General features: G+C 47.0%; 35 protein-coding genes, 1 tRNA gene and 2 pseudogenes. 19 read left to right on the forward strand and 19 right to left on the reverse strand.

Annotation, left to right across the window (positions count from 1 at the left end; translation table 11 throughout):
* The first annotated feature begins 76 nt into the window (after positions 1–76).
* Entirely contained in the window at positions 77–1,321 is a 1,245-nt protein-coding gene (locus JCM14467_RS07895) for a translation initiation factor IF-2 subunit gamma (RefSeq protein ID WP_054849723.1), read from the forward strand.
* Positions 1,322–1,334: 13 nt separating this feature from the next.
* On the forward strand, positions 1,335–1,730 hold the full coding sequence (locus JCM14467_RS07900) for a PIN domain-containing protein (protein ID WP_252901113.1): 396 nt from the start codon (positions 1,335–1,337) through the stop codon (positions 1,728–1,730).
* Positions 1,731–1,804: 74 nt separating this feature from the next.
* On the opposite strand, the gene JCM14467_RS07905 is transcribed toward JCM14467_RS07900, so the two are convergent.
* Both JCM14467_RS07905 and JCM14467_RS07910 read right to left on the reverse strand, forming a co-directional pair.
* Positions 1,805–3,235: an ammonium transporter gene (locus JCM14467_RS07905; protein ID WP_054849724.1), complete on the reverse strand. Its 1,431-nt coding sequence runs from the start codon at positions 3,233–3,235 to the stop codon at positions 1,805–1,807.
* Positions 3,236–3,470: 235 nt separating this feature from the next.
* Positions 3,471–4,799 (reverse strand): glutamine synthetase family protein, encoded by a 1,329-nt coding sequence (locus tag JCM14467_RS07910; RefSeq protein ID WP_054849725.1) that lies wholly within the window; start codon positions 4,797–4,799, stop codon positions 3,471–3,473.
* A gap of 236 nt (positions 4,800–5,035) precedes the next feature.
* On the opposite strand from JCM14467_RS07910, the gene JCM14467_RS07915 reads away from it, so the two are divergent.
* The gene (locus tag JCM14467_RS07915) at positions 5,036–5,563 is read left to right on the forward strand and encodes a hypothetical protein (protein WP_054849726.1); all 528 of its coding nucleotides are present in this window, start codon (positions 5,036–5,038) and stop codon (positions 5,561–5,563) included.
* Here JCM14467_RS07915 and trxA read toward each other — a convergent pair.
* From trxA to JCM14467_RS20025, 3 genes are all read right to left on the reverse strand, one after another.
* Positions 5,560–5,982 carry a thioredoxin gene (trxA, locus tag JCM14467_RS07920; protein WP_054849727.1) on the reverse strand — a complete coding sequence of 141 codons (423 nt, stop codon included), beginning with the start codon at positions 5,980–5,982 and terminating at the stop codon, positions 5,560–5,562. The genes JCM14467_RS07915 and trxA overlap by 4 nt on opposite strands.
* Before the next feature lie 61 nt (positions 5,983–6,043).
* Entirely contained in the window at positions 6,044–6,733 is a 690-nt protein-coding gene (locus JCM14467_RS07925; RefSeq protein ID WP_342765499.1) for a TatD family hydrolase, read from the reverse strand.
* Between the two features lie 34 nt (positions 6,734–6,767).
* Positions 6,768–6,926 carry a hypothetical protein gene (locus JCM14467_RS20025; RefSeq protein WP_342765500.1) on the reverse strand — a complete coding sequence of 53 codons (159 nt, stop codon included), beginning with the start codon at positions 6,924–6,926 and terminating at the stop codon, positions 6,768–6,770.
* Positions 6,927–6,958: 32 nt separating this feature from the next.
* Between JCM14467_RS20025 and JCM14467_RS17165 the strand changes: the two genes are divergently transcribed.
* Genes JCM14467_RS17165 through cmk form a run of 5 tightly spaced genes read left to right on the forward strand, consistent with a single transcriptional unit; the run spans position 6,959 to position 8,870 of the window.
* Positions 6,959–7,135, forward strand: coding sequence for a hypothetical protein (locus JCM14467_RS17165; RefSeq protein WP_252901114.1), 177 nt, complete (start codon positions 6,959–6,961; stop codon positions 7,133–7,135).
* Complete coding sequence (locus JCM14467_RS07930; protein WP_252901115.1) at positions 7,110–7,487, forward strand: hypothetical protein; 378 nt, start codon at positions 7,110–7,112, stop codon at positions 7,485–7,487. Before JCM14467_RS17165 ends, JCM14467_RS07930 begins: the two co-directional genes overlap by 26 nt.
* Positions 7,484–8,017: a hypothetical protein gene (locus JCM14467_RS07935; RefSeq protein ID WP_252901116.1), complete on the forward strand. Its 534-nt coding sequence runs from the start codon at positions 7,484–7,486 to the stop codon at positions 8,015–8,017. The genes JCM14467_RS07930 and JCM14467_RS07935 overlap by 4 nt, the downstream gene beginning before the upstream one ends.
* Before the next feature lie 35 nt (positions 8,018–8,052).
* Positions 8,053–8,319 carry a 50S ribosomal protein L34 gene (locus tag JCM14467_RS07940; protein WP_054849730.1) on the forward strand — a complete coding sequence of 89 codons (267 nt, stop codon included), beginning with the start codon at positions 8,053–8,055 and terminating at the stop codon, positions 8,317–8,319.
* A 5-nt stretch (positions 8,320–8,324) separates the two neighbouring features.
* A complete protein-coding gene (cmk, locus tag JCM14467_RS07945; protein WP_054849731.1) occupies positions 8,325–8,870 on the forward strand; it encodes a (d)CMP kinase in 546 nt (181 codons plus the stop codon).
* Between the two features lie 28 nt (positions 8,871–8,898).
* On the opposite strand, the gene JCM14467_RS07950 is transcribed toward cmk, so the two are convergent.
* The 7 genes and pseudogenes from JCM14467_RS07950 to JCM14467_RS07980 form a co-directional block, all read right to left on the reverse strand.
* Entirely contained in the window at positions 8,899–9,261 is a 363-nt protein-coding gene (locus tag JCM14467_RS07950; RefSeq protein WP_054849732.1) for a hypothetical protein, read from the reverse strand.
* Between the two features lie 76 nt (positions 9,262–9,337).
* Positions 9,338–9,619 (reverse strand): hypothetical protein, encoded by a 282-nt coding sequence (locus JCM14467_RS07955; protein WP_054849733.1) that lies wholly within the window; start codon positions 9,617–9,619, stop codon positions 9,338–9,340.
* Positions 9,620–9,686: 67 nt separating this feature from the next.
* Positions 9,687–10,547 carry an AmmeMemoRadiSam system protein B gene (gene amrB, locus JCM14467_RS07960; protein ID WP_054849734.1) on the reverse strand — a complete coding sequence of 287 codons (861 nt, stop codon included), beginning with the start codon at positions 10,545–10,547 and terminating at the stop codon, positions 9,687–9,689.
* A gap of 65 nt (positions 10,548–10,612) precedes the next feature.
* On the reverse strand, positions 10,613–11,290 hold the full coding sequence (gene rpsB, locus JCM14467_RS07965) for a 30S ribosomal protein S2 (protein ID WP_054849735.1): 678 nt from the start codon (positions 11,288–11,290) through the stop codon (positions 10,613–10,615).
* 62 nt (positions 11,291–11,352) lie between these two features.
* Positions 11,353–12,617 (reverse strand): annotated as a pseudogene (gene eno / locus JCM14467_RS07970) (phosphopyruvate hydratase).
* Positions 12,618–12,700: 83 nt separating this feature from the next.
* Positions 12,701–13,318, reverse strand: a complete 618-nt coding sequence (locus JCM14467_RS07975; protein WP_054849736.1) for an HAD-IB family phosphatase — start codon at positions 13,316–13,318, stop codon at positions 12,701–12,703.
* Positions 13,318–13,524, reverse strand: coding sequence for an Hsp20/alpha crystallin family protein (locus JCM14467_RS07980; RefSeq protein WP_252901117.1), 207 nt, complete (start codon positions 13,522–13,524; stop codon positions 13,318–13,320). The genes JCM14467_RS07975 and JCM14467_RS07980 overlap by 1 nt, the downstream gene beginning before the upstream one ends.
* A 97-nt stretch (positions 13,525–13,621) precedes the next feature.
* Here JCM14467_RS07980 and JCM14467_RS07985 point away from each other — a divergent pair, with 97 nt between their 5' ends.
* Together JCM14467_RS07985 and JCM14467_RS20030 are read left to right on the forward strand one after the other, a co-directional pair.
* The gene (locus JCM14467_RS07985; RefSeq protein WP_342765501.1) at positions 13,622–14,704 is read left to right on the forward strand and encodes an NAD(P)H-hydrate epimerase; all 1,083 of its coding nucleotides are present in this window, start codon (positions 13,622–13,624) and stop codon (positions 14,702–14,704) included.
* Positions 14,668–15,120: an ADP-dependent NAD(P)H-hydrate dehydratase gene (locus JCM14467_RS20030; RefSeq protein ID WP_342765502.1), complete on the forward strand. Its 453-nt coding sequence runs from the start codon at positions 14,668–14,670 to the stop codon at positions 15,118–15,120. Before JCM14467_RS07985 ends, JCM14467_RS20030 begins: the two co-directional genes overlap by 37 nt.
* A gap of 218 nt (positions 15,121–15,338) precedes the next feature.
* On the opposite strand, the gene JCM14467_RS07990 is transcribed toward JCM14467_RS20030, so the two are convergent.
* Positions 15,339–15,614: a hypothetical protein gene (locus JCM14467_RS07990; RefSeq protein WP_054849737.1), complete on the reverse strand. Its 276-nt coding sequence runs from the start codon at positions 15,612–15,614 to the stop codon at positions 15,339–15,341.
* A 166-nt stretch (positions 15,615–15,780) separates the two neighbouring features.
* On the opposite strand from JCM14467_RS07990, the gene JCM14467_RS17170 reads away from it, so the two are divergent.
* Complete coding sequence (locus JCM14467_RS17170) at positions 15,781–15,981, forward strand: hypothetical protein (protein WP_252901118.1); 201 nt, start codon at positions 15,781–15,783, stop codon at positions 15,979–15,981.
* Entirely contained in the window at positions 15,974–16,552 is a 579-nt protein-coding gene (locus JCM14467_RS07995) for a hypothetical protein (protein WP_252901119.1), read from the forward strand. The genes JCM14467_RS17170 and JCM14467_RS07995 overlap by 8 nt, the downstream gene beginning before the upstream one ends.
* Here the strand turns inward: JCM14467_RS07995 and JCM14467_RS08000 are convergent, their stop codons facing one another.
* A complete protein-coding gene (locus JCM14467_RS08000; protein ID WP_054849738.1) occupies positions 16,553–17,380 on the reverse strand; it encodes a hypothetical protein in 828 nt (275 codons plus the stop codon).
* A 122-nt stretch (positions 17,381–17,502) separates the two neighbouring features.
* Between JCM14467_RS08000 and JCM14467_RS08005 the strand changes: the two are divergent.
* A pseudogene (locus JCM14467_RS08005) lies at positions 17,503–19,381 on the forward strand (phosphoenolpyruvate carboxykinase (GTP)).
* 15 nt (positions 19,382–19,396) lie between these two features.
* On the opposite strand, the gene JCM14467_RS08010 reads toward JCM14467_RS08005, so the two are convergent.
* Both JCM14467_RS08010 and JCM14467_RS08015 read right to left on the reverse strand, forming a co-directional pair.
* The gene (locus JCM14467_RS08010; protein ID WP_054849739.1) at positions 19,397–19,861 is read right to left on the reverse strand and encodes a C-terminal helicase domain-containing protein; all 465 of its coding nucleotides are present in this window, start codon (positions 19,859–19,861) and stop codon (positions 19,397–19,399) included.
* A 49-nt stretch (positions 19,862–19,910) separates the two neighbouring features.
* Entirely contained in the window at positions 19,911–20,489 is a 579-nt protein-coding gene (locus JCM14467_RS08015) for a DEAD/DEAH box helicase family protein (protein WP_054849740.1), read from the reverse strand.
* Positions 20,490–20,622: 133 nt separating this feature from the next.
* On the opposite strand from JCM14467_RS08015, the gene JCM14467_RS17180 reads away from it, so the two are divergent.
* The 5 genes from JCM14467_RS17180 (at position 20,623) to JCM14467_RS08035 (ending at position 22,996) form a co-directional block, all read left to right on the forward strand.
* Complete coding sequence (locus JCM14467_RS17180) at positions 20,623–20,733, forward strand: HEPN domain-containing protein (RefSeq protein WP_252901122.1); 111 nt, start codon at positions 20,623–20,625, stop codon at positions 20,731–20,733.
* Positions 20,734–20,755: 22 nt separating this feature from the next.
* On the forward strand, positions 20,756–20,902 hold the full coding sequence (locus JCM14467_RS17185) for a HEPN domain-containing protein (RefSeq protein WP_252901127.1): 147 nt from the start codon (positions 20,756–20,758) through the stop codon (positions 20,900–20,902).
* A gap of 71 nt (positions 20,903–20,973) precedes the next feature.
* A complete protein-coding gene (locus tag JCM14467_RS08025) occupies positions 20,974–21,357 on the forward strand; it encodes a nucleotidyltransferase domain-containing protein (protein ID WP_054849741.1) in 384 nt (127 codons plus the stop codon).
* 381 nt (positions 21,358–21,738) lie between these two features.
* Positions 21,739–22,344, forward strand: a complete 606-nt coding sequence (locus JCM14467_RS08030; RefSeq protein ID WP_054849742.1) for a hypothetical protein — start codon at positions 21,739–21,741, stop codon at positions 22,342–22,344.
* Between the two features lie 67 nt (positions 22,345–22,411).
* Positions 22,412–22,996, forward strand: a complete 585-nt coding sequence (locus tag JCM14467_RS08035) for a hypothetical protein (RefSeq protein WP_054849743.1) — start codon at positions 22,412–22,414, stop codon at positions 22,994–22,996.
* A gap of 262 nt (positions 22,997–23,258) precedes the next feature.
* On the opposite strand, the gene JCM14467_RS08040 is transcribed toward JCM14467_RS08035, so the two are convergent.
* On the reverse strand, positions 23,259–23,612 hold the full coding sequence (locus tag JCM14467_RS08040; protein ID WP_054849744.1) for a hypothetical protein: 354 nt from the start codon (positions 23,610–23,612) through the stop codon (positions 23,259–23,261).
* An 838-nt stretch (positions 23,613–24,450) separates the two neighbouring features.
* Positions 24,451–24,526, reverse strand: a tRNA-Lys gene (locus tag JCM14467_RS08050).
* A 71-nt stretch (positions 24,527–24,597) separates the two neighbouring features.
* On the opposite strand from JCM14467_RS08050, the gene JCM14467_RS08055 reads away from it, so the two are divergent.
* On the forward strand, positions 24,598–24,942 hold the full coding sequence (locus tag JCM14467_RS08055) for a hypothetical protein (RefSeq protein WP_054849746.1): 345 nt from the start codon (positions 24,598–24,600) through the stop codon (positions 24,940–24,942).
* Here JCM14467_RS08055 and JCM14467_RS08060 read toward each other — a convergent pair.
* A partial coding sequence (locus JCM14467_RS08060) for an MFS transporter (RefSeq protein ID WP_342765503.1) occupies positions 24,932–25,653 on the reverse strand: 722 nt, incomplete at its 5' end. The two genes, JCM14467_RS08055 and JCM14467_RS08060, sit on opposite strands and share 11 nt — an antisense overlap.

Raw genomic sequence — 25,653 nt, forward strand, 5'->3', positions numbered from 1 at the left:
TAAAGCTTATTCTGTTCATTGCCTTCCTTCTCATGTGCTGAAATCTTATTAAACCCTTAATGCCAATTCGTTTTGAATGGGTAAATACGTATATCCAAACGCCATCATCGCAACCGCAGGCCACGTGGATCACGGCAAGACCACACTAGTGCATGCCCTGAGTGGGGTCTGGGTTGCCAGGTATAGTGAGGAGATTAAGAGGGCTATGACTGTTAAGCTGGGCTACATAACAATAGGTCTCTATGAGTGTCCATCAATGGAGGGCGAGTTTAGGATCATAAGCGATGGCTTGCTTAAGGATGGTAAGTGCCCCAATGGTGATGAACCAGTACTGAAGAGGAAGGTCTCAATACTAGACGTGCCTGGGCATGAGGTGTTGATAAGCACGATGATTTCGGGAATCTCCTACATAGACGCGGCCTTACTGGTCATTGATGCATCAATGCCAGTACCCCAGCCGCAGACCGAGGAGCACTTCACGGCACTCACAATAATGGGCCTCAATAAGTTAATCGTTGTCCAGAACAAGCTGGACCTAGTAAGTAAGGAGCAGGCCCTGGAGAATTATAAGCAGATTAAGCAGTTCCTGAGCAATACCTGGGCCAGCAACTCCCCGATAGTGCCCGTATCCTCACTGCATAAGGTGAATATTGAGGCCATATCATCACTAATAGACAAGTTAGTGCCACCCAAGGAAACCTCAAGTGGTGACTTTAGGATGCTCATCCTAAGGAGCTTTAACGTCAATAGGCCGGGCACTCCACCGGATAAGTTGGTTGGTGGTGTGCTTGGTGGTACGGTTATCAAGGGGTCGGCTAAGGTTGGTGACGAAATTGAAATAAGACCAGGCCTTAAGTTGGGTAATAAGTATGAGCCGATAATCACGAAGATAGTCAGCATAGCCATCGGCAATGAGCATATTGATGAAGCTAGGCCAGGTGGCCTAGTGGGTATTGGTACCGAACTTGATCCAGCACTAACGAAGGCGGACTCCCTGGTTGGCAGTGTTGTTGGTAAGCCTGACACGTTACCGCCCGTGTGGACTGAATTAACCCTTGAGTTTCATAAGATCGAGAAGCCTGACGACCAGGCGTTGAGGGAGGTCACGTTTAAGCCCAAGGACGTGGTCATGGTTCACGTTGGCTCGGCAGCCGTCATGGGCATTGTTAAGGGGTTCCACGGTGATAAGCTCGACGTAATACTTAGGAAGGCTGTATCGGCGGAGGAGAATTCCAAGGCAGTGATTACTAAGCAGGTTAATAATAGGTGGAGGATTGTTGGTTATGGGATACTGAAGGGTGGTAATGCCGTCCTCGAATAAGGCGGTAAGGAACGTGAAGATCGAGTGTGTGGTATTCGACACAAGCGCATTATTGCTCATGTTTACCGAGGGTATACGCGTGGTTGACCAGGTAATTGAACTTGTTAATTCGCCAATAATACTCATGATCCCAAAGCCAATACTTAATGAACTCATGAAATTAAGCAGATTGGGTAGGCCCAGGGTAAGTAGGGCATCGAGAAGCGCCCTCAATTACATTATCAATAATTTCTCCATAGCCAACGCCACGGGTTCACCTGATGATTCCGTGGTTGAGGTTGCTAGGAGGTATAACTGCGTTGCCGTGACCTGTGACATGAAGTTACTAAGGAGACTGAGGCAATTGGGCGTAAAGACGATATATTTAAGGGCTAGCTCAGGTAGGCTTGAAACTGATGATCAATCCTAAAGGTTAGATGGGTTTAATAATTTTAATAAAAATCTATTGTCTTTAAGGAAATTTTTGAAATATTTATCGTTTTATTACTCCTTCCTAGTATTTGTCATATTATTGGTCGTACTAATCACCGAGACAACAATACCCGCCGCCGCTCTCTCCGCATCACCCTGTGTTGCGAAGGCGAATTCATCGTAGGCAACCTCACCGTGCATCTCCCTATCGCCAATCCTCAGGGCCTCTATCGAAGCCTTTAATGGCGTTATTTTACTTATTAATTTCAGTATTAGGTATGTCATTAATACGTCATAAGCTATGACCACGATAACACCCAGTAATTGAAGGATCACTTGATATGGATTGCCATATAGCGCACCTCTAAGCCCTGGGTCTACGTACTTAGTGATGTTCGGATCCGCGAAGACACCGGTCAATATGCCGCCTACTATGCCAGGGACCGCGTGGTCTGAGAACACGCCTAACGCATCGTCAATGTGTTTCGTGAAGCTCGACCTAAACTGAAGCATATTCAGCGAATACCATGCGGTGGCGCTCGACACTGCGCCGATGATTATGGCACCAATGCCATTGACATAGCCCGCCGCCGGTGTTATACCGACTAAACCAGCCACTGCGCCGGATACTGCGCCGGTGAATGTTGGCTTATTGAAGTATGCCATGTCGAGTATCATCCACGTGACCACGACCACTGCGGTTGCCAGGTTCGTGTTTATCACGGCTATTGCGGCGTCTATTGTTGACCCATAGGGATCGCCACCGTTAAATCCATTCCAGCCGAGCCAAACAAGGCCAAGCCCAGCCGCGACCTGAGTCAGGTTATGCGGCTGCAGTCTCCTCTCCTCAACGAGTCTTTCACCAACCATGGCAGCTGCCACGAAGGCTGCTATGCCGGCATCGACGTGTATTACGTAACCACCCGAGAAGTCAACAACGCCGAGCTGCGCCAACCAACCACCGCCCCAAAGCCAGAAGGCTATCGGGCTGTAGACTAGGAGTGACCATAGTGGTACGAAGAGCATCCAGGCCTTGAAGTTCATCCTCTCTATCAGGGCACCAACCATTAGCGCCGGGGTTATTGCTGCGAAGACGAATTGGAAGAACATGAGCGTTGACATGGCAATATTCGGATACTGCTGGGCAGCTGGGACACTTGCCTGTGATGTAATTACGTTACTTGTTAACGCGGGTATTGGCGTACCCAGTATATAGAAGCTGCCAATCCTCACGGATGGAGGGCCAAAGGCAAACATGTAACCCGCTAACACCCAAATGACCAGGACTATCGCGAAGGCGTAAAGGACCATCATCATCGTGTTTATTGCGTACTTACGCTTCGTCATACCACCGTAAAGGAGCATAAGCCCCGGCACACTCTGAAGGCCAACCAGGGTGGCAGCCGTTAGCATCCATGCGTTACTGCCCGTATCAAGCCATGGAGATACCGAGGCGGGTGGATAGCCTGATAGATTCGGCGGTATATCAGCCTTAGCTATCATGGCGGTCGCCAGCGCAGCTACAGCTAGTACTGGAACCAGCTACTTAGTATGGCTATTCTATTTATCCTATTTACCGTTTTAGTGGGTCACTGGGCACGAACTATATAAACTCACTAGTTTTTAAGCCTTTCTCCATAATGCTATTTACAATTTCACGATAAAAATATTGGGTTAGGAAATAAATATATTTAATATATATTTTTAACATAAACTATATATGGTATATTTTGAGCCACTATGCGGTGATTAGGTACCTATTGTACTCCCACTGGGTTATTACGTTCCAGGTCTTCTCCCAGGGACCAACATTGGTTAGGTAGTCCTCCCATTCATTTTGCTTAACCTTGATGTAGGCATTGACTAATTCACTGGGTAGTTCGGTGGCTAGAAAGCTTTTTGAGAACTCCTTAAGCGTGTCCTCAAGCGTCGCTGGGGTTTCCGGCGCATTGGCTAGCTCGTAGGCGACATCCTCGGTTGGCGGTGGTGGTTCCCTCTTTTCCTCAAAGCCCTTAATAATGGTCTTTACTATGGCTGCGAAGGCTAGATATGGGTTCATGCTTGGGTCTGGGTGCCTATACTCAATCCTGTTAATCCTCATTTTGTACTGCGGTATCCTAACCATGGCACTCCTATTCGCATAGCCCCAGACAATCCTCGTTGGAGCCTCGTGATGCGGCACTAGCCTCTTGTATGAGTTCACGAGTGGTGCCACGAAGCTACTCAACGCCCTCGCATTACTCAGTATAGCGCTTATTGCATAACCACACTCCTCGGTTATCTTCCCAGTATTGCTTAGGAATAGGTTCCTGCCATCCTTCCAGACACTGATGTGAGTGTGAGCGCCACTACCATTGACTCCCCAGAAGGGTTTTGGCATGAACGTGGCTGTTAAGCCGTACTTACTCGCGATGTCCTTAGCCATTATCTTGAAGTAAATGACCTGGTCAGCAAGCCTTAGTGGATCTGCGGCGCCTATGTTTATCTCGTACTGGCTTGGGGCTACCTCGTGGTGCGTCTTCGTGTAGTTAATGCCCGCCTCAGCTATTGACGTTATTAACTCCTTCATGAACTGGGACTGGACTGTTACATTCCAGCCATCGAAATAGACACCTTGGTCAGCAAATATAGGCTTACCACTGTCTTCCTTAACAACAAAGAACTCAACCTCAACGCCCATTAGGAACTCATAACCCTTGGACCTAGCCTCCTCAAGCGTGTCATTAAGAACCCTCCTGGGATCAAGCGGTGATGGTTTGTCGGCTATGTCCGAGACCATCGTGAATACATCGGCCACCTTACCATCCTGCCAGTACTCAATGTATACAGCTCTTGGGTCAACGTATGCCACGAAGTCACTCTTGTTAACTGTTGAGTACGAAGGTATTGATGATGCGTCAAAGGGCATTCCGTCAATAAAGAGATCCTTAGCCATGTCTATTGGCACTATCTCGGACCTTGGTGCTCCGTTGATATCCACTATTATAAACTTAACATACTTTATACCCGAGCCCTTTAGTATCCTCCATAGGTCTGCAGGTTCGATTTCTAGGTTTTTAGTGGGCACGAATAATGTGCAAAAGGAAGTTTTTAAGCTTTATTCTTATTTTACTTAGTCTTTCCGTGATAATACATAGGATAACGTGGTTAATACATTATATTTATAGTATTGATGTAAAGGTATAGAGATTATAGTCAAAGTTTAACACCTGGATGGCTTAGGAGGTCACGTGAGTTATGAAATGGGTGCGTGGCAGCAAAAGGTTTTATTAATGGGTTTCTCCCTAAGTTGGCGGTATTGATATGATGCAGATTAAACTTGGCTTTGAGGAATGGCGTAAGTTGGGTAAGGAAATTGAGAGAATTGCCCAGAATGAGGAGCTTGAGTTGATCATTAGCATGACCTTTGGGTTCAGTGGTGTTGAGGGTAATGAGGAGGGTGAGGAAATGGAGGAAGAGGAGGTTGAGGAGGAACATGAGCATCATCACCACCACATAACGGAATTATCCAAGGAGGTCATTGAGGAATTAAATGATTTCATGGAAACGCTCAAAACGAAGTATAATGCAAAGATTGACCACCACGTACATGGGGACCACGCAGGTGTTGTGGCCTCGATAATGACGAACGGTAAAGACGCCATTAACATATTTAGGAATATAATTGACGATGCCAAGAACTGTGAGAGCTGTATATTGGCGGGTGTTGATGGGGAGTTTCACCTTGGTAATGATGTAAGCGTGATATTCTTTGGGGATAGTTATAAGTTAACGTTTATATTGCCTGCCCAGGATGGTAGGCGATTAATAATTAGTGAGGTTAATACCTAGGGTTTAACGTCAAGGTAAATCTCGATATACCTCCTCATTGTGTTGTAATCGACGGCGCCAATAACCCTGTAAACCTCCTCACCATTCCTGAAGAGTATTGTTGTCGGTATTGACATGACCCCATACTCAGCAGCCACCTCTGGGTACGCATCAACATCAATGCGCCCAAAGAATACTTTACCAGCGAATACCTGGGCCAGCTTATTCAGTATTGGTTCCATGATCTTGCAGGGTATGCACCAATCGGCATAGAAGTCAATGACCGAGACCACGCACTCCCTAATTGATGAAACGAAGTTCGTGTTATTGAGCATCACAATGCCACTGGGGCACATGGGCGCTTTCGTCGCCGGCTCCCTGACACGCGACATTATTATTTTCCTATACATCTTCTCGATTAACTCCCTCTCCTCACTCATCCCGAAGTGGAAAGGTGCCAGCCTTTAAAAGCCATTACTGCCTGTTCATACACGCGTTAACTCAGCCCATCACATCCACGCCATACACCCTGCTAATATTTTCGACACAAAGCGTATGCAGGAAATCCTCACCAATGAACCCATTAATTAGGTAAGTCCTTAATTTCTTAACTAGGGTCCATGGTGGTATCACCGCGCCAGGCCTTTTGGGGTCATCTATGAAGTCACTCTCAACGACAAACCTTGGACCGTACTTAACTGCTTCCTCAAACTCACCCTTCCTACCCATGGGTATCGAGGGCATTAAGCCATTATCATTGGCAATGTCTATCACGATGGGCTCCGCATGATGCATAACGACGCTGTACGGTCTATTACCCACCCTCTTAACCATGTCTATTATTGATGATGCCGTGTTAATGCCATTCCTCTCCAGGTGCAGGTGCACGACCGCGTTAACGTCCTTAGCAACGCCGAAGGCATACTCAAGTAACTCATTAAAAAGGTCGACAACGTCTTTGGGCACATCCCAATGAGGCCTACCAATTTCCCCAATACCCACTGCCTTTCCATTCTTAACGTATTCGGCAGCTAGGTCAATACCCCTCCTCATGAAATCAAGAACCTCTTTCCTCGACCAACCCCTCCTAAGTAGTTCATAACCCTCCGCTGGGTGCAGACCAACGACGGCCACGGACTTAACACCCTCCTCATTAATTATCCTGGCGGACTCCACGGTCATGTCATACATCCTCCTAACACTGTCTAGGTCACCAGGCGTTAAGCTAGCTCCAGGTTAGTAGGGCAACAATCACTATGAACCTACCACCCTCCCTCTTAAACCTCCTCGCCAATTCCCTGGGGCCCATCCCAATCACTGGGTTTGTGTGGGCATGGTTATCGCATAGTGGTAATTCCCTACCCTGCATTGTCATAGGGCTCATGCTTTTATTAGGACTTAATTAAAATTCCTAGGGTGTTGCTTGGCAATCAATTGCTCAATTACCTTAGGGACCTGGGCATACATAGGCTGTGCATACCCCGCAGGCTCAAATGCAATTATTACCTGCCCCAGTGCATTGCCATCAACCTACTACTGGGTAGGTACGTACTATGCCTAGGCGGTCATGGAGGGCGCGAGGTCTTCAGCTGATGGAGTTGAAATACTCACTTCACCAGGACCGGGTGAGCCCTCATGTGACGCGCACCTAACTAAACCGGGCGATTGTCAGGTATCGCTTGAACTCCTCATGGACCTGCCCAGAAAGCCGCGCTTCGTTATTGATTTATCCCTGTGGAGGGATCACACGGATTCCGAGAAAAACGAGCTTGTTGAGCAGGTATTGGCGTCAATAGGCGTGGTTAGGAGGTATCTCTGGGACTCTAACCTTGAGCTTACGAGCGTTCCTGACGAGTTCCTCGAGAGATTTAATAAATTCGCCAGGGGGTTTAGGCACGGCGTAGTCATTAGGCGGAGTGGGCCCGTCATTCATGCAATGCCGTGATGCTTGACCCTGAGGGTGATTGCGTACTTAGTGAGGAGCTAGTTAGGGTGATGGATATGTTCATTGTTGGTGGTATTGTTGATAAGGAGAGGAGGGTTAAGGGCGAGACGGCTAGGCTTTATAGGTTGTTGAGACTTAACGTGCCTAGGTGTAGGATTGAGCTTAGGGGCTCGATTATTGGTGTTCCTGATAGGATTAATAAGGTGATTGAGATAATACTAATGACACTCTTCGAGACTGGGAGTATCGAGGAAGCGATAATTAGGGCCATGTCCAAGAGGGATAGGGTTAATAGATTGTTTTATGAGTTTCAGAGGGCGGCGTATAGACTTCGTAGGGAGGGTAGCACCGAGTTGGTGATTCCGAGGTCCATGATTAGTAGGATTAACTGGGTCAATGCGGGCGATAAGGAGTTAGAATTGGTGATTAGGAAGTCCCATGTTCGTGTCATTGATGATGAGGAACTGAATAAATACCTATCACTCGGCATTGCCAAGCCTGGCCCTCTGACGAGTAAGTACGTTAAGTAAAGCATAAAAACTCACTATGAATTTGACGAACGATTATGCCAAGGCCTGCATTGAGGTCTAGGAAGTTGAGGAGGACACAGACCAGGACGCCTGGTGGTAGGCATGTGGTTCACTATGAGAAGAGGTTTGCCTCTAAGCCTAGGTGCGCCATCTGTGGTAGGCCATTGCAGGGTATTGATGAGGCTAGGATTAAGACTAAGCATGTTGCTGGCTTAACGGTTTCAAGGCCATACGGTGGTTACGTTTGCCATAGGTGCCTGGCCCTTGCGCTTAGGATGGCTGTACGATTATCAGCAACGTGATTTAAATGGGCGTTATAGCGATTTCTGGACAGGCAGCCAGTGGGAAGACCACGGTAGCTAGGGAGTTGGCTAATAGGTTGAATTATAGGTTTGTATCCGTTGGCGAATTATTCAGGAGAATTGCCATTCAGAGGGGCGTGTCATTGCTTGAACTTCATAGGATCGCCGAAACTGACTTCAGTATTGATAGGGCTGTTGATGAGGAGGCAATTAAGGAGGCGAGGAGGGGTAACGTGGTTATTGAGGGGCACCTAGCTGCGTGGATGCTTAGGGATGTGGCTGATGTGCGTATTTACCTAAAGGCTGACATTAATGTTAGGTCACAGAGGCTATCGAGTAGGGATGGTAAGTCCATCGAGGAGGCACTGAATGAGATTAGGCTTCGTGAGAAGTCGAATAGGAGGAGGTATCTCACGATTTATGGGATTGACATAAACGACATATCATTCTTTGACCTGGTCATAGACACTACGTATATAGATGCTGAGAAAGTCGTTGATATTATCTACGAATACGTATCTAGTGTATTGCGTAATAAGGGTAGATTTTAGAACGTAACCTTAACTTTAAGTTACTTACCTAACCCACTATCTTTCGGTATGCACGTAGCCACGTGTATATTGACTCACCGCCGGCCACATACTTATCCTTCATTAACCTGTAAGCCGACACATAGCCCTTGTAAACAAGGTACGCATAGTAGCTGTTGAGCTTTGCCTTAATTACGTTTGGTTTGTCAGACTTTGCCATGAGGAGTGCCATGTGGTATGCGTAGTACTCCCTCGTCTTAACATCACCATTCCACCACTTGTCATAAAACATATCAAGAAAGCTCAGGTACTCATCAATCTTATCCTTAAATGGGTCCCTCACGTACTTCATTAGTACATCCCTCAGTTCATCCTTCCAAGTCCTTACCTCCTTCGGCTGTATAATGCTCATCAAACTAATTATTTAATTCTCTTTCTATTTAAATCTTTCTCTTTTTCATATAAAGAAAAAAGTGAATGCAGCATACCTAACCACTTAATAATAGGCTGGTTTTAATCCCTAAGTTATTTAATAAATATTGAATTGCTTGGTAGGAGTATTCAGCAATAATCCTTAGCAGTGTATATGATAGGTAACCCAACTTATAAATAATGTAACCCCCTATATAGAGCAACTCACTAACCTGCCTATTACCAATGCTGAATATGTATGCCTTCAACTCAGCCTTAAATGGCGCGACTATCGAGTATATTAGGGCTAGGGCCACTATTACGAGTAATACCTCGAAGAATATCCTAACCGCACTCATATTAGCTGTACGTATTAACGCCTGAGGAAATAAACTAATTAAGTATTTTGATTAACACAGGGTCCCATCATAGGTAAAAGGCTATTGATGCGTAGCCCACGGTCTCAAGCGTATATCCACTAGTATCACCTGATGTCGCATGCCTTAGCAGCACCACATTCCTAACACCAAGTCTCCTGGCAGCGACTATCGCCGTGGCTATGGCACCATAGCCGCAGGCCGACACGTCAAAGCGCTCAATTACATCGAAGAAGGAGTCCTCATCAAGCCTTAGGACTGGGTCTATGGCCTTCATGTCCTTCTCCGTGGTTATTTCATGAGGTTCATAGTGATTCCAGTCACTTGAGGCCACGTAGACTATGGAGCCCAGTTCATGGCTTGAGATGACCTCCGCTATTGCGTTACCAAGGTCCCTGGCAACCTCCCTGGTCTGTCTCCAAACTATTATTGGCACTATCTTAACATTATTACCAAATATGTACTGTATAAAGGGTAATTGAACCTCAAGTGAGTGCTCCTGGACAAAGGCGTAAGTATCAGGTTCCAGGTACTTAACCTTACTCATTAACTCCTTAGCCACCTCAGAATCAACCTCAAGCGTACCAAGCGGTGTTTCCCAAGCACCCTCAGGGTATATAGCCACTGGTGCACCAATGCCGTAGTGGTTAGGCCCTATGAGGATGAATGTCTTGGGGCTGTGAAACCTATAAATCTCCGCAAAGGACATGGCGGCCACGGGGCCTGAGTACACGTAACCGGCGTGGGGAACAATGACCATGGGCACAGCCCTAAACCCCTCACGTGGCTGCTTAACCAATTGACCAGGACCTAAAGGATGGCTTATCGCCCACTCAATCTGCTTAATCAGTTTGTCCCTATCCGCCTCATAGAACGCACCTGCCACCGCCGGTTTACGTACTTTAACCATACAGTGATTACTCTAAGCAGGCAAGATTAAACGCTTTACTTTACGCTCATTATGAATAAAATAACCTATTGAGTGACTCCCTCAAGTGTAACCTTGACCTCAAATTCTTCGGGAGGCACTGGTAGGTCCTCATTCTCCTTCAGCTCGCCCCTAATCCTAAGTACCTGCCTAGCCAGTAACCAATATATTAGGGCGAGACTCCTCCTACCCTTATTATTGCATGGTATTATCAGGTCCACGTAGGATATGGGCGTGTCTGTATCAACTAGGGCAATTACCGGTATACCCATTGTGGCTGCCTCCTCAATGGCCTGCACGTCTGCCTTTGGATCCGTGGATATTAATAGGTCAGTCTCTATATAGTGGTTTAGGTTTGGGTTCGTGAATGTGCCAGGTATGAACCTACCCGTTATCGCCTTACACCTAACGAACTTGCAGAACATCTCCACTGGCTTGAAGCCGTAGGGCTTGGCTGAGTAGGCAACAACCTTCTCGGGGTCGTACATGGCAATCATCTTGGCAGCAATCCTAATCCTCTCGTCAATCTTCCTGAGGTTTAGAATCCTAAGTCCGTCAGGCCTCACGGAAAATACGAAGCCCCTCCTCTGTAGGTAGGCGTTTGATACCCTGGTACCAAGCCTAACGCCAGCCGCCAGATAACGCTCAATGGCTATTAGCAACTCTTCCTGCGGTGGTACTGGCGCTAATCCCTCCTCACGGGTCTCCTTACGTTCCTCACCCATTGGGAACTACGGTGAAGAATCTAATTAATAAGTATTTCACTATGAAGGGATTAACCGTGAAATCAACGCTTAAGTCTCTGCGTCAATGATTGGTTCATCCTAGCCGCCTTACCCATGTAGTCCTGAATCCTAATCAACTCATTGAGCTTAACAATCCTCTCACCACCAAGGACGCCACTCTTTATTATTGGTGCGCCGAAGCCCACGGCTATGTGGCTAGTGTCTCATACTCAGTATCGCCGGACCTATGGGACACCACTGGTACATATCCATTGGATACCGCCAGCCTAACCGCTTCCCAAGCCCTTGACAGGGTGCCTATTTGGTCGGGCTTTATTATTATGGCGTTGGCGGCACCCTCCTTAATACCCCTGGACAACCTGGATGGATTCGTCGTGAATAGATCATCACCAACAATTAGGCACTTATCGCCAACCGAATCCGTCAACTCAGCGAATGATTGGAAGTCCTCCTCGTGGAATGGATCCTCCACATAGACAAGCCCGTACTTCTCAATCAGCCCCTTAACAAACTCAAGCTGTTCCCTGGGCGTCCTTGAGACCCCCTCATTGGTGTATACGTACTTCTCACCATTCCATAGAGTCGACGCTGCCATATCAACGCCAATCCCTATCTCGAAACCCATCTTGGAACCAACCTCCTTAACGGCCCTGCTAAGGATATCCAGCGCCGTGCTCGTGGATATCCTTGCTGACCAAGCTCCCTCATCATTACGACCACCGGTGAATGTTGGGTCTGCCTTGACCAATTCCTTAAAGACTGACCTGTGAACCTCGATATTGGCCTTGAGTGCCGAGTAAACGTCCTGGGCCCCATACGGTAGTACAAGGAATTCTTGAATGTCAGGGCCAAGCCCGCGGCTATGCTTACCACCACCAATCACATTACCAAGCGGGTATGGCAAGTCCCTAATGTTGGCACCACCCAGGTGTTGGTAAAGTGGTATTTCCAGAGCATTCGCAGCAGCCCTGGCAGTGGCCATTGACGTGGCTATGGCAACCGCGCCACCAATCCTCGAGAAGTTCTCAGTGCCATCAATCTCCTCAAGCCTAGCATCAACCTCACCCTGTATTGACGCATCCAAGCCCATTAGGTCAGGCGCGACGCTCTTCTCGAATGTACTTATTGCCAAGTCAACGTCATTATTCGGGAAGTAAACAACCTCGTGAGAACCCCTCGAAGCACCCGCGGGTGCGGCTGCCCTTCCATAACCATCCGTCAGGTATACCTCAACCTCAACCGTCTCCTCACCCCTAGAGTTGAAGATCTTCCTGATGCCCAAGTCCTCAATTGTTGTATCTGGCATAAGCCCCATTATGAGGAAGAAGACTGGATATTAATGCATTATTAGCGCAAGTATACGTTTACTTTACGTATACTTGAAACTCACTACTTACCTAAAATGGCCCTTGCAATATCAATTATTGGATATAAAGTGTTGGAGTTAACCACAATCCTCGCGGCATTGGCAACCTCCTCATTAACAGGGTTATAGGCTATGGAGTACCTAGCCCTCCTAAGCATTGGTAGATCCATGTCGCTATCGCCGACAGCCATCACGTAATCCCAGTCTAGCCTTAACTCCCTGATTAATTCATCAATTATTTCCTTATTCTCAACATTAACTTTAACGGAGATTAATGCGCCATTATCAAATATTAACTCATTGCTTATGAAATAATTCACGTAATCCCTAATGGGAATGCCCGTATAATTGAGGCCGCCACTCACGGCTATAATAGACACGTCTCTCTCCCTGAGGAATTTTAATAATTCTAAGGCACCTCTCCTCAGGGTTATGGGAATCTCGATCCACGATCTAGGCACGCCCATCCAAAGAAGAGCATCTACGAGTGCCCAATCCCTGTAATTGATGAGTCCCGCCTTATACGCATCCCTATTTATTGAAGCCCACTCATCGGTGCCCAAAACCCTATGAAGATGTTGCCACGCCGACCTGAAGTACGTGAGGACCCCATCAACATCGAGTATTGCGGCCCTAATCATCACTCAACACCAATACTCACACCTTTAATTGGCAACCTAATTATTAACAAGCCATTCCTATACTCAGCACGTGAGCCCTCTGTGGCAACCGACGCAGGTAACTCCTTAATGAGCAAGTACTTTCTATCGCCACCCTCAGCCCTAACGAATAGTTTATTATCACTAAGGAGCTTCACCGTTATCCCCTCCTTACCAACACCCGGCACCTCCCAATTGCTAGGTTAACCCTGACCTCTATATTCATCTCCCTCACAAAATATTGCATAAAAGCGTTTTTAAAGGCATAATACGTAATTCCCGAGTATGCCCATCGACTTCAGGAATTGGACGTCAAGTGCGATTACAACGCTTGAGATGAGGGTCATTGATCGAAACGCAACTTACGTGGGCATTGATAGGCACATACTCATGGAGAATGCGGGCAGGTCCGTGGCGACCACGGTAATTGAGAGATACCCGAAGGCTCAGAGGATTCTCGTGGTTGCTGGGTTGGGCGATAATGGTGGTGATGGACTTGTGGCTGCCAGGTACCTGCATTCGTGGGGTAGGGAGGTTAAGGTGGTTCTCCTGGGGCGTATTAGTGATGCTAGGGAGGAGTTGGTTGTGGATAACCTGGGTATTCTTAGGGGATTGAATGTTGAGATAATAGAGGCTCCAACGCCGTATGATCTACTTGCTCATCAGGAGGTTTTTCACCCGTGGGCTGAGGTGATTATTGACGCGATTATAGGCACTGGTATTAGGGGTATTCTTAGGGAGCCTCAGGCCACGGCAATCGAGTTGATTAATAAGTCATCGGCATATAAGGTGGCTGTCGACATACCCAGCGGGTTGGATCCGGACACAGGTGAGGTTAGGGACATTGCTGTTAAGGCTCATGTTACGGTAACAATGCACAGGCCCAAGGTTGGCCTGGTTAAGGAGGGTGTTTCCCAATATGTTGGCGATTTAGTGGTTGCGGATATTGGTATTCCTGAGGAGGTGGAGCACGTGGTTGGCCCAGGTGACTTATACTACATGAGTTATTCCAGGATGCCTGACTCAAAAAAGGGTGATAATGGGCGTATACTCTTCATTGGTGGTTCTAGGGAGTTCACAGGCGCCATTTACCTAGCCGCCAAGGCAGCCCTTAGGACTGGTGTTGACTTATCCGTGGTGATGGCCCCGAGGGACGTGGCTAGGGATATTAGGGCTCACGACCCGAGCGTAATTGCAATACCCCTAGACGGTGATTACCTAATGCTTAGCCACGTTGATCAGATAATGGAGCAGGTGGGTAAGTCCCACGTTATAGCCGTAGGCCCTGGGCTTGGGCTTAGGGAAGAGACAATGAAGCTGTTGTCGAGTTGGTGTCAAGGGCCGTTAATATTGGTAAGAAGATCGTGATCGATGCGGACGCCATTAAGGCTATTGGCGAATTGAGGAGGCAGGACTTGATAACGAGGAATGTAATCGTGACGCCACATGCCGGTGAGTTTAAGTGGTTGACTGGGGTTGACGTGACGAAGGAGGCGAATGCGTGGTTTAGGGCTTCCCTGGTGAGGGATGTGGTTAAGTCATCGTTAAAAGGTGGTGTCGTGCTTCTTAAGGGTAATGCCGATGTAATAACCGATGGTGAGAGGTATAAGGTAAACTTCACGGGTAATCCAGGGATGACTGTTGGCGGTACTGGGGATGTGCTTACTGGCGTGGTGTCGGCGCTCATGGTTAAGGTCCAAGACTCGCTCGAGGCAGCCGCAATAGGCGCTTTCGTGACTGGTTTAGCGGGTGATCTAGCCGTTAAGGACCTGGCTATCACATAACGCCTATCGATGTCATAGAGTACATACCCAGGGTGTTTAAGAAGCTGCTGGATGTAGATGGTATTGTTAACGCAGCAATTCATCCACAGGCCCTGAGACTCATTAGTTAATACTGGTCAGGAATGTTCAGTAGCCTGGAAGTTCATCAATTATTGATCAGGGTCCACCATGGTCATCACTTATTAGTATTTCTTCAAAAAACGTTGGAATTATTAAGCTTACGCCAGTGGTACAATCACGGCCTTTTCACTCCATAATGAATGCCTACGCCCACTCCTTTCGTGGAACTTCCTAATATCCAGAGCTACGTCTAGTGGGTCGTACGTTATTGTTAAATGAACAAAGTCACCATCAGCACAGGCTACAATATGTATCTTGGGATCATTGAGAAGTAGGATCTCGCATTCATGTTTCAGATCCCCATAATCACCAATTAATTGCTTCCTTAAAGCTAACCACAAAGTCTTCCTTATTACCACAGTCTCTCTAATCATCCTGCTTGAATAATTCAACTTCAGCTAAATAAAGATTTCCTCGCAATAATTAAGACATTCTATGGAGACATTAACATTAATTAATCCCTTGATACAGGCCAGGGTGCCTACACCGAATCTTGTAACGAATGAAATACTTATCCTCCGCAACCTAATTTAGGTAATGATGAGCAGTAGGTTGGTCAGTAGGAGGGTTCATACGGATACTGGCGCATTATCACTATTAATAACGAATTACGTATTCTCCCTAGCCACCCTAGTGATAATTAATAAATGTAATATTAATATTATTAGGTTAGTATTAAACACGGCCCTTGCATTTTTAAATGTTGTGAGTCTCGTGAAGGCGCACCTGCTTAGTGTCTAGGAGGGGTTTGCGTGATTACTTACTATTCCTAATAAATACGGCACCATACCTAGTACTTATTCCTTACCTGGGCATTTGGTTATTGATTCCCTTAACGCCGCTTATGTTGTTCATTATCGAGGTAATTCGTGGGAGGGGTAGGTCTGCCGTGGCCAATGTTTCTGGGACTACGTTGATAGCCTCAACGTACCTGGCGTGGTACGTGCTCATGGGTGGTGACTTAGAGATTAAAGTGATAGTGGCGTCGTTGGTGTGGGTTATTTATCATGCGTTCTCCGCATTGTACGTTGAGGGTAAATTACCATTTAGGCAGGGCGTTAAGCCCTACCACTCATCAATTCTTTGGTTCATAAGCCTGCCTGGGCTGGCCTACGGATTGTACATCACTAGCGGCGTGCTACCTCTAGTCATACTGCTTGAGCCATCGGTTAGGGCGTTAATAGCCGTTAGGGAGAGTAAATTACCTATGAACGACTTAAGACGCAAGATTAGGAGGATTGGTATTAGCCTACTGATTGAGTCACTGGTCTTGGCGAGTCTCATTCTGGTCATTCTCTTTGTGTTAAGGTGATTATCCCTGGTAAAGCAGTACGCCTGAGTACCAGTTGAGTGTTGAGCCTGGTGCCTGAATTACGACTTGCCAGCATGGGTAGTTACTAATGTTTATAGTTATTGTTTGGGCAGTCGACACCGAGGTTGAGTATATGGGCACGTTTATTGACGTGCCTGGCACGGTATAGCAATAGACGGTTACATTACCGCCTGAGGGCACGCTAATGTTTATGAGTAATACCTCGACGAGTGTTAGGTTGCTAAATGTGAATAGGGTGTATGACTGTTGTATGTATGTGTAGGGCGTGCCATACAATTGATAATACATGGTTACGTGTCTCAGCAATTTATTGAGCATACTTATTATCTCAGTATTATTATCAGCCACGTAATTGCTTACGTTAATCACGGCATTGTATATCGTATTTTCTGCACTATTTATGGTTGATGTTACGTTACTCTCAATATTACTCTTCACGTTATTTATCAAGTTAGTTATTGTCGAATTAACGGTCACTACCTCATTAATTACCCTAGCACTACTCCTATTTATTGCATTGATTATGTTTGTAGTATTGGCACGTTGGTAGTAGTAAATATTTTCTAGATATGTGGATATTACGCTTAGGTAGTTAATGATGTTGCGGTAAAGGCTCCTCGTGTAGTTTAGTATTGATGATGTGGTCATGTTTATCGGCTCTAAGTACTGCTGTTGCATTGTGCTTTCCTGGGCGAGTATGTTCCCCGTATTCGTCATTATTGGGTTCAGGTAAATGGCTATTGATATCACCAGCAACGCAATAACAACTATTAAAAGTGCGAGGGTATACCTCGCATTCCACGCCATACGCCATTAATTAATAACCTGAACTTATATGGGTTGCTGAGGGTTAAACGGGTTTACCCGGTAGTTATGGTATTGTGACATATAGAGAAATAGTTATAAGGACATAAGTAGTAATAGGTCTAATGGTACCGAACACACCAGATGAGGTTGATAGACTCCTCCGAAGCAGGATGAGTGATGAAATGTACCGAAGATTAATGAATATCAGGAACCCCGAACTCCACAAATTCATAGCCTGGACCGTGGACCTCTGCAAGCCCGATTCCATATTCATAAACACAGGCAGTCCAGAGGACTTTGATTACATTAGGAGGAAGGCCATAGAGACTGGTGAGGAAATACTACTAAAGACCCCTGGACATACCGTGCACTTCGATAGCCCCTACGACCAGGCCAGGGCCCGTGAGGACACGGCAATACTACTACCTGGTGGACAAAAGCTCCCCTTCATAAGGACTAAGGATCGTGATGAGGGATTGAAGGAAATGTACTCACTACTCAACGGTATTATGAAGGGCAGGGAAATGCTCGTGGCTTCTACTCCCTTGGACCAAAGGCTCGCCATTCAGCATATTGGCCATTCAAATAACGGATTCATACTACGTAATGCATAATGAAAACATACTGTACAGGACGGCATACGACGAATTCGTCAAGCAGGGTGAAAGGGCTAGGTTCCTTAAGTTCATTCATTCTCAGGGTGAATTGAATGAGATGAAACAGAGCAAGAACATTAAGCAGAGGAGGATCTACATAGACCTCCTCGATGAGACAGTGTACTCAGTAAATACGCAGTACGGCGGTAACAGCATCGGCTTAAAGAAACTAGCCCTTAGGCTAACGATCAAGAGGGCCATGGAGGAGGGCTGGCTTAGCGAGCACATGTTCCTAATCGGCGTTGAGGGGCCTAGGGGCAGGGTCACATACTTCACCGGCGCATTCCCATCATACTCAGGCAAGACCTCAACGGCAATGCTCGGTAGGTTAATCGGTGATGACCTGGCATTCCTGAGGAATGTCAATGGTGAGGTTAGGGCAGTTAACCCAGAGATAGGGGTCTTCGGGATAATCGAGGGCATAAACCCAATCGACGACCCATTAATATATGAGGTACTAACGAGGCCCAACGAGATCATATTCTCGAACGTATTAATTACCGAGGATGGCGAGGTTTATTGGAACGGCATGGGCAAGCCCGAGCCGGAGAGGGGCATTAACTACACGGGCAAGTGGTGGAGGGGTAAAACCGATGAGAAGGGTAACCCAATACCGCCATCTCATCCCAACGCCAGATTCACCGTATCACTAAAGGCCTTCAGGAACCTGGACCCTGCCTATGACGATCCAAATGGTGTCATTGTTGGTGGCATAATATTCGGCGGTAGAGACCCCGATACCCTCGTCCCTGTCTACGAATCCTTTAATTGGGAACATGGCGTAGTCACGATAGCCGCATCCCTCGAGTCTGAGAGAACCGCCGCGGTAATCGGTAAACCTGGTGAGAGGGAGTTTAACCCAATGGCTAACCTCGACTTCCTGTCCGTAGACCTTGGCATTTACATAACGAATTACCTAAAGTTTGGCGAGGGTCTGACGAGGCCTCCGAAGATATTTGGCGTTAATTACTTCCTTAGGGATGAGCAGGGTAGGTTCCTTAATAGTAAGGAGGATAAGAGGGTTTGGCTTCAGTGGATGGAGAGGAGGGTCCACAACGAGCTTGGCGCAATAACAACACCCATAGGCTATATACCGAGGTATGAGGACCTGAAGGTACTATTTAGGGAGGTGCTCAATAGGGAGTACAGGCTTGAGGACTACACAAAGCAATTCGCAATAAGGGTCGCAAAGCTCCTTGAGAAGATTGATAGGATTTGGAAGATATACTCAGAAATACCAACGACGCCAAGGAGATTCTTCGAAGTACTTGAGGAACAGAGACAGAGGTTGCTGGATGCCAGGAATAAGTACGGTGATGTAATACCGCCACAGAAATTTGAGTGATCATAGGGCATTGATTTATTCATTTAAAACCATTAATCTATATCGAGAACCACTGAGATTAGCCGCAGCATTTATTACATGCAACTCACTCTTCGTAGTCAGCGTTACTGCGCGCCCCCTCCTATCAAGCCTTGCAGTCCTGCCTATCCTATGAATATACGTCTCTGGATTACTTGGTACATCGAAATTAATTATTAACTCTACATCAATTATGTCTAAACCCCTTGAGGCTAAGTCCGTAGTTACCAATACGACGTCCCCATCCTCATCCCTAAACCTTCTTAACACTCTCTCCCTCATGTATTGTTTCATGCCACCATGAAGCAAAAACGCATAGTACTCCCGGGACAACTGCCTATGTAGTCTATACGCCCTCTCCCTTGTGTTTGTAAAGACTATGGACTTACCCGTCAATTCCTTCGTCATAACGCTATACTTCTCACTCCAAAATCCATTAATTAAGTACACGACCTGCTCCACGTGAGGTAATTCATACTCATGATTACCAGTCTTAGAAAGACAGGGTTTCTCATAATACTACGTAACAGTTCATAAACTTCCCTAGCAGTGTTGCGGTGGCGGCGTAGGTTTGCTTCCTATTATGTGCTAGGCTTGATATAACACGAACATCATCTATGAAACCCATATCTAGCATTCTATCCACCTCATCAATGACGAAGTAATCAACACGACCTAAATCAATGTAGGACTTCCTCACCAGATCCAGTAATCGACCGGGGGTCGCCACAACGAGGGATGCGTCCCGCACAGAGCTTAGTTGCTTGTCATAAGGCACACCGCCATAAACTACGGCATGCCTAAACCCAAGGTACTTATTGAAGTACATAAAATGCGAAGCAACTTGCAATGCCAATTCACGGGTGGGCACAATGACTAGGGATTCCGTAACCTTACCAACCATGGAGTTCATTATGGGCAGGAGATAAGCCGCGGTTTTACCACTACCTGTTCGAGCCTGCATGGCAATATCAACACCCATCAAAGCCTTGGGAATAACCAAACTCTGAATCTCCGTAGGTCTCTCAAACCCAACATCAACCAGGGCCTTCCTAAGTTCCTCCCTTAGTTCGTTAAATACCTCGTTCATTCAGCACCAATAAACTGGGCATTAATAAAACGGAGCCTAATTAGGCAATTCTCCGGTGCCGGGATAACTTCAGGAATTATCATTAAATTGCGATAAATATAAATTCTAGGTTAATGAAATAGTATTGGCGTAAATGGCATCACGATGGTACGCAAGGGCTGAGCGGTATAGAGCACTAAGTAGGGATATGCTCAATAGGGGTTTCTATCCAGAGGCATGTTTTTTTTGCTCAACAAGCCACTGAATTTTATCTTAAGGGTAGGCTCATAGAGTTAACAGGTTCAAGATTGTATACTCATTCAATAATTGCATTATTAAACCAGGTAGACTCCATACTCAATAAGCCCTTAAACGACGAGGTCATTAGATGTGCCAAGCTCCTTACTGAGCAGTACATAGGGTCTAGGTACTGATGCCCGCATGCTCGATTATGATAGGACCGACGCCGAGGACTGTGTAAAGTGCATGGAAATGGTGATGAGCTATGTCTAGGGAGGTTTTTCTTAGAATGCACCGTGAGATTGAGGAGTGGATAAAGAGATTGTGTAGTGAGGGTTATACGGTAGTATTATTTGGTTCCAGGGCCCGTGGTGAGGCCAGGATAGACAGTGACTGGGACTTGGTGATAATAGGCAATAAGCCACCCACTGAACCGCCCAATGACTTAGCCCAGGTCCACTACGCCAATGAGGAGTTTGTGGAGAGGGAAGTCATGAGCTTTAACACGATATTTCTCGATGCATTTTACGAGGGTAAATTAATATGCGGCGATCAAGCCGTATTCAACAGGTTAAGGAGCCTTGTTTTGAATGTGACTAAAGGCTTCATGAAGACTAGGGATGGCTGGGTGAGGGCGGTCAATAGGTAGGTTAGCCCTCATGATAATTAACTGGCGAAGTACTCAATGGTATAGCATTCAGGGAGGTCCTACGAACTAACCACTACCGGTTGAGCTGGGATGCCATTTTAGCACGCAGGCTACAGGTAATCAATTAGGGTCGGTTTAAGGCTCACCGACCATTAAGGGAGGTTATTGCGCCTAACTCGGTATAATGCCTAACATGACTAATCATCACCAGACCTATACATCATCATTTCTAACTATTTTAAGGCCCCTCAAACACTCCAGTGATCAACCTAGCATCTCTCAGCCCATCCCATGCAATACGCCCAGTGATTCCTCACCCAAGACCTTAGTTTCTAGGGCGTACGCCTTTTAACTAGCCAGGCTAATTAAATTATTGCGGGCATGGGCCTGAGCCAGGAGGAGAAGGAGAGGTTCCTAAAGGCTCTTGAGGAGGATTGGGAGTTCAGGAACGCTGTAATGGGGTTACTCGGCATTCAGGAGTTGCTCAAGGGCCAGGCTGAGATACTCAAGGTGTTGACAGAGTTGTTGAATGGCCAGAGGGAGCTTAGGGATAGGGTGGGCAAGCTTGAGGAGGGTATGAGCAGGCTTGAGAGGAGGGTTGATAGGATTGATAGGACTCTGAATAGGGTTACTGCCGCCCTTGAGGATGAGGCGAATGACGTTGTTACCTACTACCTGAGGCAGCGTGGCATTAACATTGAGACGGGTTCGGTACGCCTTAACTCGGTTTATGAGTTCGATATTTATGGGACTAATGGTCAATTGACCATTGTTGGGGAGGCAAAGACTAGGGTGAGTAAGAGGATGGTTGAGCGGGTAGTGGCTAGGGTTAGGAATGCCGTGAGCGCATTCCCGAGCAAATTCCCAGGAAGGGTCATTACCGTGATCTACAGCGTGAAGGCAGACCCAGAGGCGGTTGAGGAGGCTAGGAGGCAAGGCATATGGCTACTCGAGTCGGTGAAAGAAAGAACATCATTCCCAGGATGAAACCACTGAGCACTGCCCGGGGCCAAGGCCCTAATCCTTATTAGCCACATTATTGGCAAAAGCCCTAATGGAGACGCTAACGCCGGAGGAGAAGGAGAGACTTCTAAGGACGCTTGAGGTGGATAGGCAATTCAGGGACGCGGTACTTGGGGCACTGGGCTACGAGACCATTGTGGATGCACTGAGGGAGTTGACCAGGGAGGTTAGGAGACTAAGGCGTGCCATGGAGGGGCATTGCCTGAGGGACATGGAGTGGGAGAAGAGGGAGGAGGAGTTTAGGAAGTTGCTTGAGAAGATTGGGCCGACGCTTGAGGAGGAGGCTAATGACATGGTCCAGTACCACCTCAAGCAGAAAGGCATTATCATGATGACAATGCCAGTGGAATTCCCACAAGGCTGGGTTGACATCTACGGCACCAACATGCAGTACACTGTGGTTGGCTACACAGAGGCCAAGGTAAGCAAGGAGTTCATTGCCAGGGCTAGTGAGAAGTTGGGCATCATCATTAGTAAGAATAGGGACAAATTCCCCGGCAAGGTGATTAGGGTAGTCTATTGCATAAGGGCCCTACCCAGTGCTGCCGAGAGGGCTGGGGAGTTGGGTATTTGGTTGCTTGAGGAGGAGAGGGAGTTGACGCCGTTCCCTGGGTAATACCATGCCTATCACTATTTTGCCCAGGGGATTTATTGAGATAACGCTGGTCCGGTAGGTAGGCTTTATCCTCGTCAAAGAAGTAAACCCTGAGTCTCCTCGCTGGTAAGGTCATAATCCGTCTCACTGCCTCTATGGCATTATCCACGCTGGACATTAAGTTAAGGACAAGGCCCTGGTAACTAGCCCACGCCAGTGGGCCACTGCAGCCTCACTTCTACTATGGCAGCCCTGTAACGTTACACAAACCGGCTAAGCACTTTTATTCATCCTCACTCCCAGCCAGCGTTTTCCCTATTGCCCAGGACACGGCGAAGATAATTGGATAAAAGAGCGCAATGAGCGGTACCATGGGGGGCGAGATAATGAGTGCAATAAGTGGGGAAGACATACCAATAAAAGCCACAAGTACTCCCAACCACCACCATTTTCCATTCCTTCTTTCTTCACCATGATTGTGTGTCATAGTCTCATCTGGCTCATTATCGTCTAATTCATAATCCCTATACATTGCCGTGGTCATGAGGTAATCAGTAGCCTCCTGCCTAGCATTGTTGAGGATATCCATTTCAAGGTCATGTATATAGTCCAGCATGTCCTCCCTATCCCAAGACATACTGATAAATTATCACCTGGAGACTTATAAACCTATTAACCCACGATAGCCTGCTAACCTGCCCACATGATAGCCAGTATTGTAGGGCTAGTGTTGAGGCTAGTCCTCACCTAACATAGTAAGGGAGTTGGTAGCGTCTTTGAATTTATGGGAGCAGGCTAATTAATAGGGGCATTCACACGAAGTAATTAGGCACAGGATTACGAGTCGCCAGCGATGGGTGAATGAGTTGAGAAGGCCCGGCGGTGCTGGGTATTAGATCGGCTTAATTTCGTATTAGTCGCCCTTATCGTCACCGCCCTTGTACACTATCTTAACGCTCTCATTAATCATGACTGGGCTCCCCGGCAACTTATCAACTCAATTAGCAACGTACCTAACGTACCTACCTAGTCTACGCCTCGGTACGGCGAGCACGAGGTGCATGCTGCCCAGGTGGAAGCCACCGGTGATTAGATTGCCGATTACTCTCTCAGCAAGGTCGTTAGCCTCGGTCCTTACTAAATCTCAACCCATTAATTGGTACTGGGTCGTATATTTAAAATACGACCAGCTCTTCACGGCTGTCGTTAATCACGAAACGCACCCTAACCAACCCATACCTGCACACCATGACTAATCATCCATGTCGCAAAGAACTTCCTAAACTCATAAAGTCCAAACCCTTATCAAGAACCTGCTCAGCAGCATCCTTAATCACTCTCTTTAATCGATTAGTCAAAGTGCAAGAACCTCTGGTGATTGGATCATTAATGTACATTTACGAATCTTATGGAAAGGATAACTAACGAGCGTAGGAACGGTCACGGTTATAGTCATTTAGGGATTGATTGTGTTTTGGCGGGCCCGGTGGGATTCGAACCCACGACCTACGGGTTAAAAGCCCGCCGCTCTACCTGGCTGAGCTACGGCCCAGTCAAGTTTTTTTATCACCGCCTTTTAAGGTTTAAGCTTAACTTTTTAATTAGGGTTTACCCTTTATACCGTGTCTTCGATTGCTGATGTTAGGCTTGGTGATTATCATGGTGAGTGGGTCATGGATGGCGGCACTGTTAGGTATGTTGAGCACATCGGTGGTGATGTTATTGAGGCTGAGCTTGAGGGCTGTGGTGAGGATTACACGGACTGTGTCATTGAGGATGTCGTTAAGAGGCTTGGTGATGAGCTTAAGCTTCCCCGGTCAGTCCTCGGTTCGATAAAGGCTAGGCTTAAGGTTCTTGGCTTTCCATTGGTGATTACGCTGCGTGAGGAGGTTAATGCCTCGATTGTTGAGTTTAGGGGCAGGAATGGTAGTGCCCAGTTAATTATTCGTTATCAACTCATTTCCTGAGGATTGCCCTGAATATTGCGTAGAGAATGAACGCTACTACAAAGATCACCAAGGCCAGCAGCGCTATCCCGCCCAGCCCCATTCTCACGTATGAGTAGCTGCCAAGGATGCTGCCAAGCCCCATGCCGAGGCCGAGCACCAGGCTGTATAGGCCCATTGCGGAGCCCCTCATGCTTATTAACGCTTCGTCACCCGTTAACGCCAGTATTGATGGCACCACGCTGAAGCCATGAATATGAAGGGTGCTGAGACTGCGACGGCTATTATTGTTTATACCCATTAGGAGTAGTACCGTTAGTATTACGAGACCAATACTAACACCCGCAACGCCGACGCTCATCGTCCTTAACCTACCAAGTCTGTCGGATACGTAGCCGAAGAATACCGAGCCGAGGCCAATAACTAATGTTGCGCCAAGGAATAGGGCACCCACGTGTATTGGCAATACACCCTTAATACTACCTATGGCCCTGCCCGAGTATATGGCGGCGCCCAGTATCATCGTTATTGAGAACCAAATTGGCAGTGTAGGTATTGCCTTCCTCGAAACACCCCTAAGCGGGTTTAGGTACACGGCGCCTACGGTTGGTCTCGTCTCAATCATGTACCTGAGAACGAAGGCGTAGAGTATGGCAAGTAACACCAGTAGTACTATGAATGCGGTAGGTCCTCTCATTACCTGGTATAGTATTGAGCCGATTAGGTAGCCCA

Origin of the sequence: Vulcanisaeta sp. JCM 14467 (assembly GCF_001316245.1) — an archaeon.
Lineage (GTDB): Archaea > Thermoproteota > Thermoprotei > Thermoproteales > Thermocladiaceae > Vulcanisaeta.

Coding starts and splice junctions, on each gene's coding strand:
- JCM14467_RS07895 (WP_054849723.1), top strand. CDS start 77: ATGGGTAAATACGTATATCCAAACGCCATCATCGCAACCGCAGGCCAC.
- JCM14467_RS07905 (WP_054849724.1), bottom strand. CDS start 3,235: ATGATAGCTAAGGCTGATATACCGCCGAATCTATCAGGCTATCCACCC.
- JCM14467_RS07915 (WP_054849726.1), top strand. CDS start 5,036: ATGATGCAGATTAAACTTGGCTTTGAGGAATGGCGTAAGTTGGGTAAG.
- trxA (WP_054849727.1), bottom strand. CDS start 5,982: ATGAGTGAGGAGAGGGAGTTAATCGAGAAGATGTATAGGAAAATAATA.
- JCM14467_RS07925 (WP_342765499.1), bottom strand. CDS start 6,733: ATGTATGACATGACCGTGGAGTCCGCCAGGATAATTAATGAGGAGGGT.
- JCM14467_RS20025 (WP_342765500.1), bottom strand. CDS start 6,926: ATGAGCCCTATGACAATGCAGGGTAGGGAATTACCACTATGCGATAAC.
- JCM14467_RS07930 (WP_252901115.1), top strand. CDS start 7,110: ATGGAGGGCGCGAGGTCTTCAGCTGATGGAGTTGAAATACTCACTTCA.
- JCM14467_RS07940 (WP_054849730.1), top strand. CDS start 8,053: ATGCCAAGGCCTGCATTGAGGTCTAGGAAGTTGAGGAGGACACAGACC.
- cmk (WP_054849731.1), top strand. CDS start 8,325: ATGGGCGTTATAGCGATTTCTGGACAGGCAGCCAGTGGGAAGACCACG.
- JCM14467_RS07950 (WP_054849732.1), bottom strand. CDS start 9,261: ATGAGCATTATACAGCCGAAGGAGGTAAGGACTTGGAAGGATGAACTG.
- JCM14467_RS07955 (WP_054849733.1), bottom strand. CDS start 9,619: ATGAGTGCGGTTAGGATATTCTTCGAGGTATTACTCGTAATAGTGGCC.
- amrB (WP_054849734.1), bottom strand. CDS start 10,547: ATGGTTAAAGTACGTAAACCGGCGGTGGCAGGTGCGTTCTATGAGGCG.
- rpsB (WP_054849735.1), bottom strand. CDS start 11,290: ATGGGTGAGGAACGTAAGGAGACCCGTGAGGAGGGATTAGCGCCAGTA.
- JCM14467_RS07975 (WP_054849736.1), bottom strand. CDS start 13,318: ATGATTAGGGCCGCAATACTCGATGTTGATGGGGTCCTCACGTACTTC.
- JCM14467_RS07985 (WP_342765501.1), top strand. CDS start 13,622: ATGCCCATCGACTTCAGGAATTGGACGTCAAGTGCGATTACAACGCTT.
- JCM14467_RS07990 (WP_054849737.1), bottom strand. CDS start 15,614: ATGATTAGAGAGACTGTGGTAATAAGGAAGACTTTGTGGTTAGCTTTA.
- JCM14467_RS17170 (WP_252901118.1), top strand. CDS start 15,781: ATGAGCAGTAGGTTGGTCAGTAGGAGGGTTCATACGGATACTGGCGCA.
- JCM14467_RS08000 (WP_054849738.1), bottom strand. CDS start 17,380: ATGGCGTGGAATGCGAGGTATACCCTCGCACTTTTAATAGTTGTTATT.
- JCM14467_RS08015 (WP_054849740.1), bottom strand. CDS start 20,489: ATGAACGAGGTATTTAACGAACTAAGGGAGGAACTTAGGAAGGCCCTG.
- JCM14467_RS17180 (WP_252901122.1), top strand. CDS start 20,623: ATGGCATCACGATGGTACGCAAGGGCTGAGCGGTATAGAGCACTAAGT.
- JCM14467_RS08025 (WP_054849741.1), top strand. CDS start 20,974: ATGTCTAGGGAGGTTTTTCTTAGAATGCACCGTGAGATTGAGGAGTGG.
- JCM14467_RS08030 (WP_054849742.1), top strand. CDS start 21,739: ATGGGCCTGAGCCAGGAGGAGAAGGAGAGGTTCCTAAAGGCTCTTGAG.
- JCM14467_RS08035 (WP_054849743.1), top strand. CDS start 22,412: ATGGAGACGCTAACGCCGGAGGAGAAGGAGAGACTTCTAAGGACGCTT.
- JCM14467_RS08040 (WP_054849744.1), bottom strand. CDS start 23,612: ATGTCTTGGGATAGGGAGGACATGCTGGACTATATACATGACCTTGAA.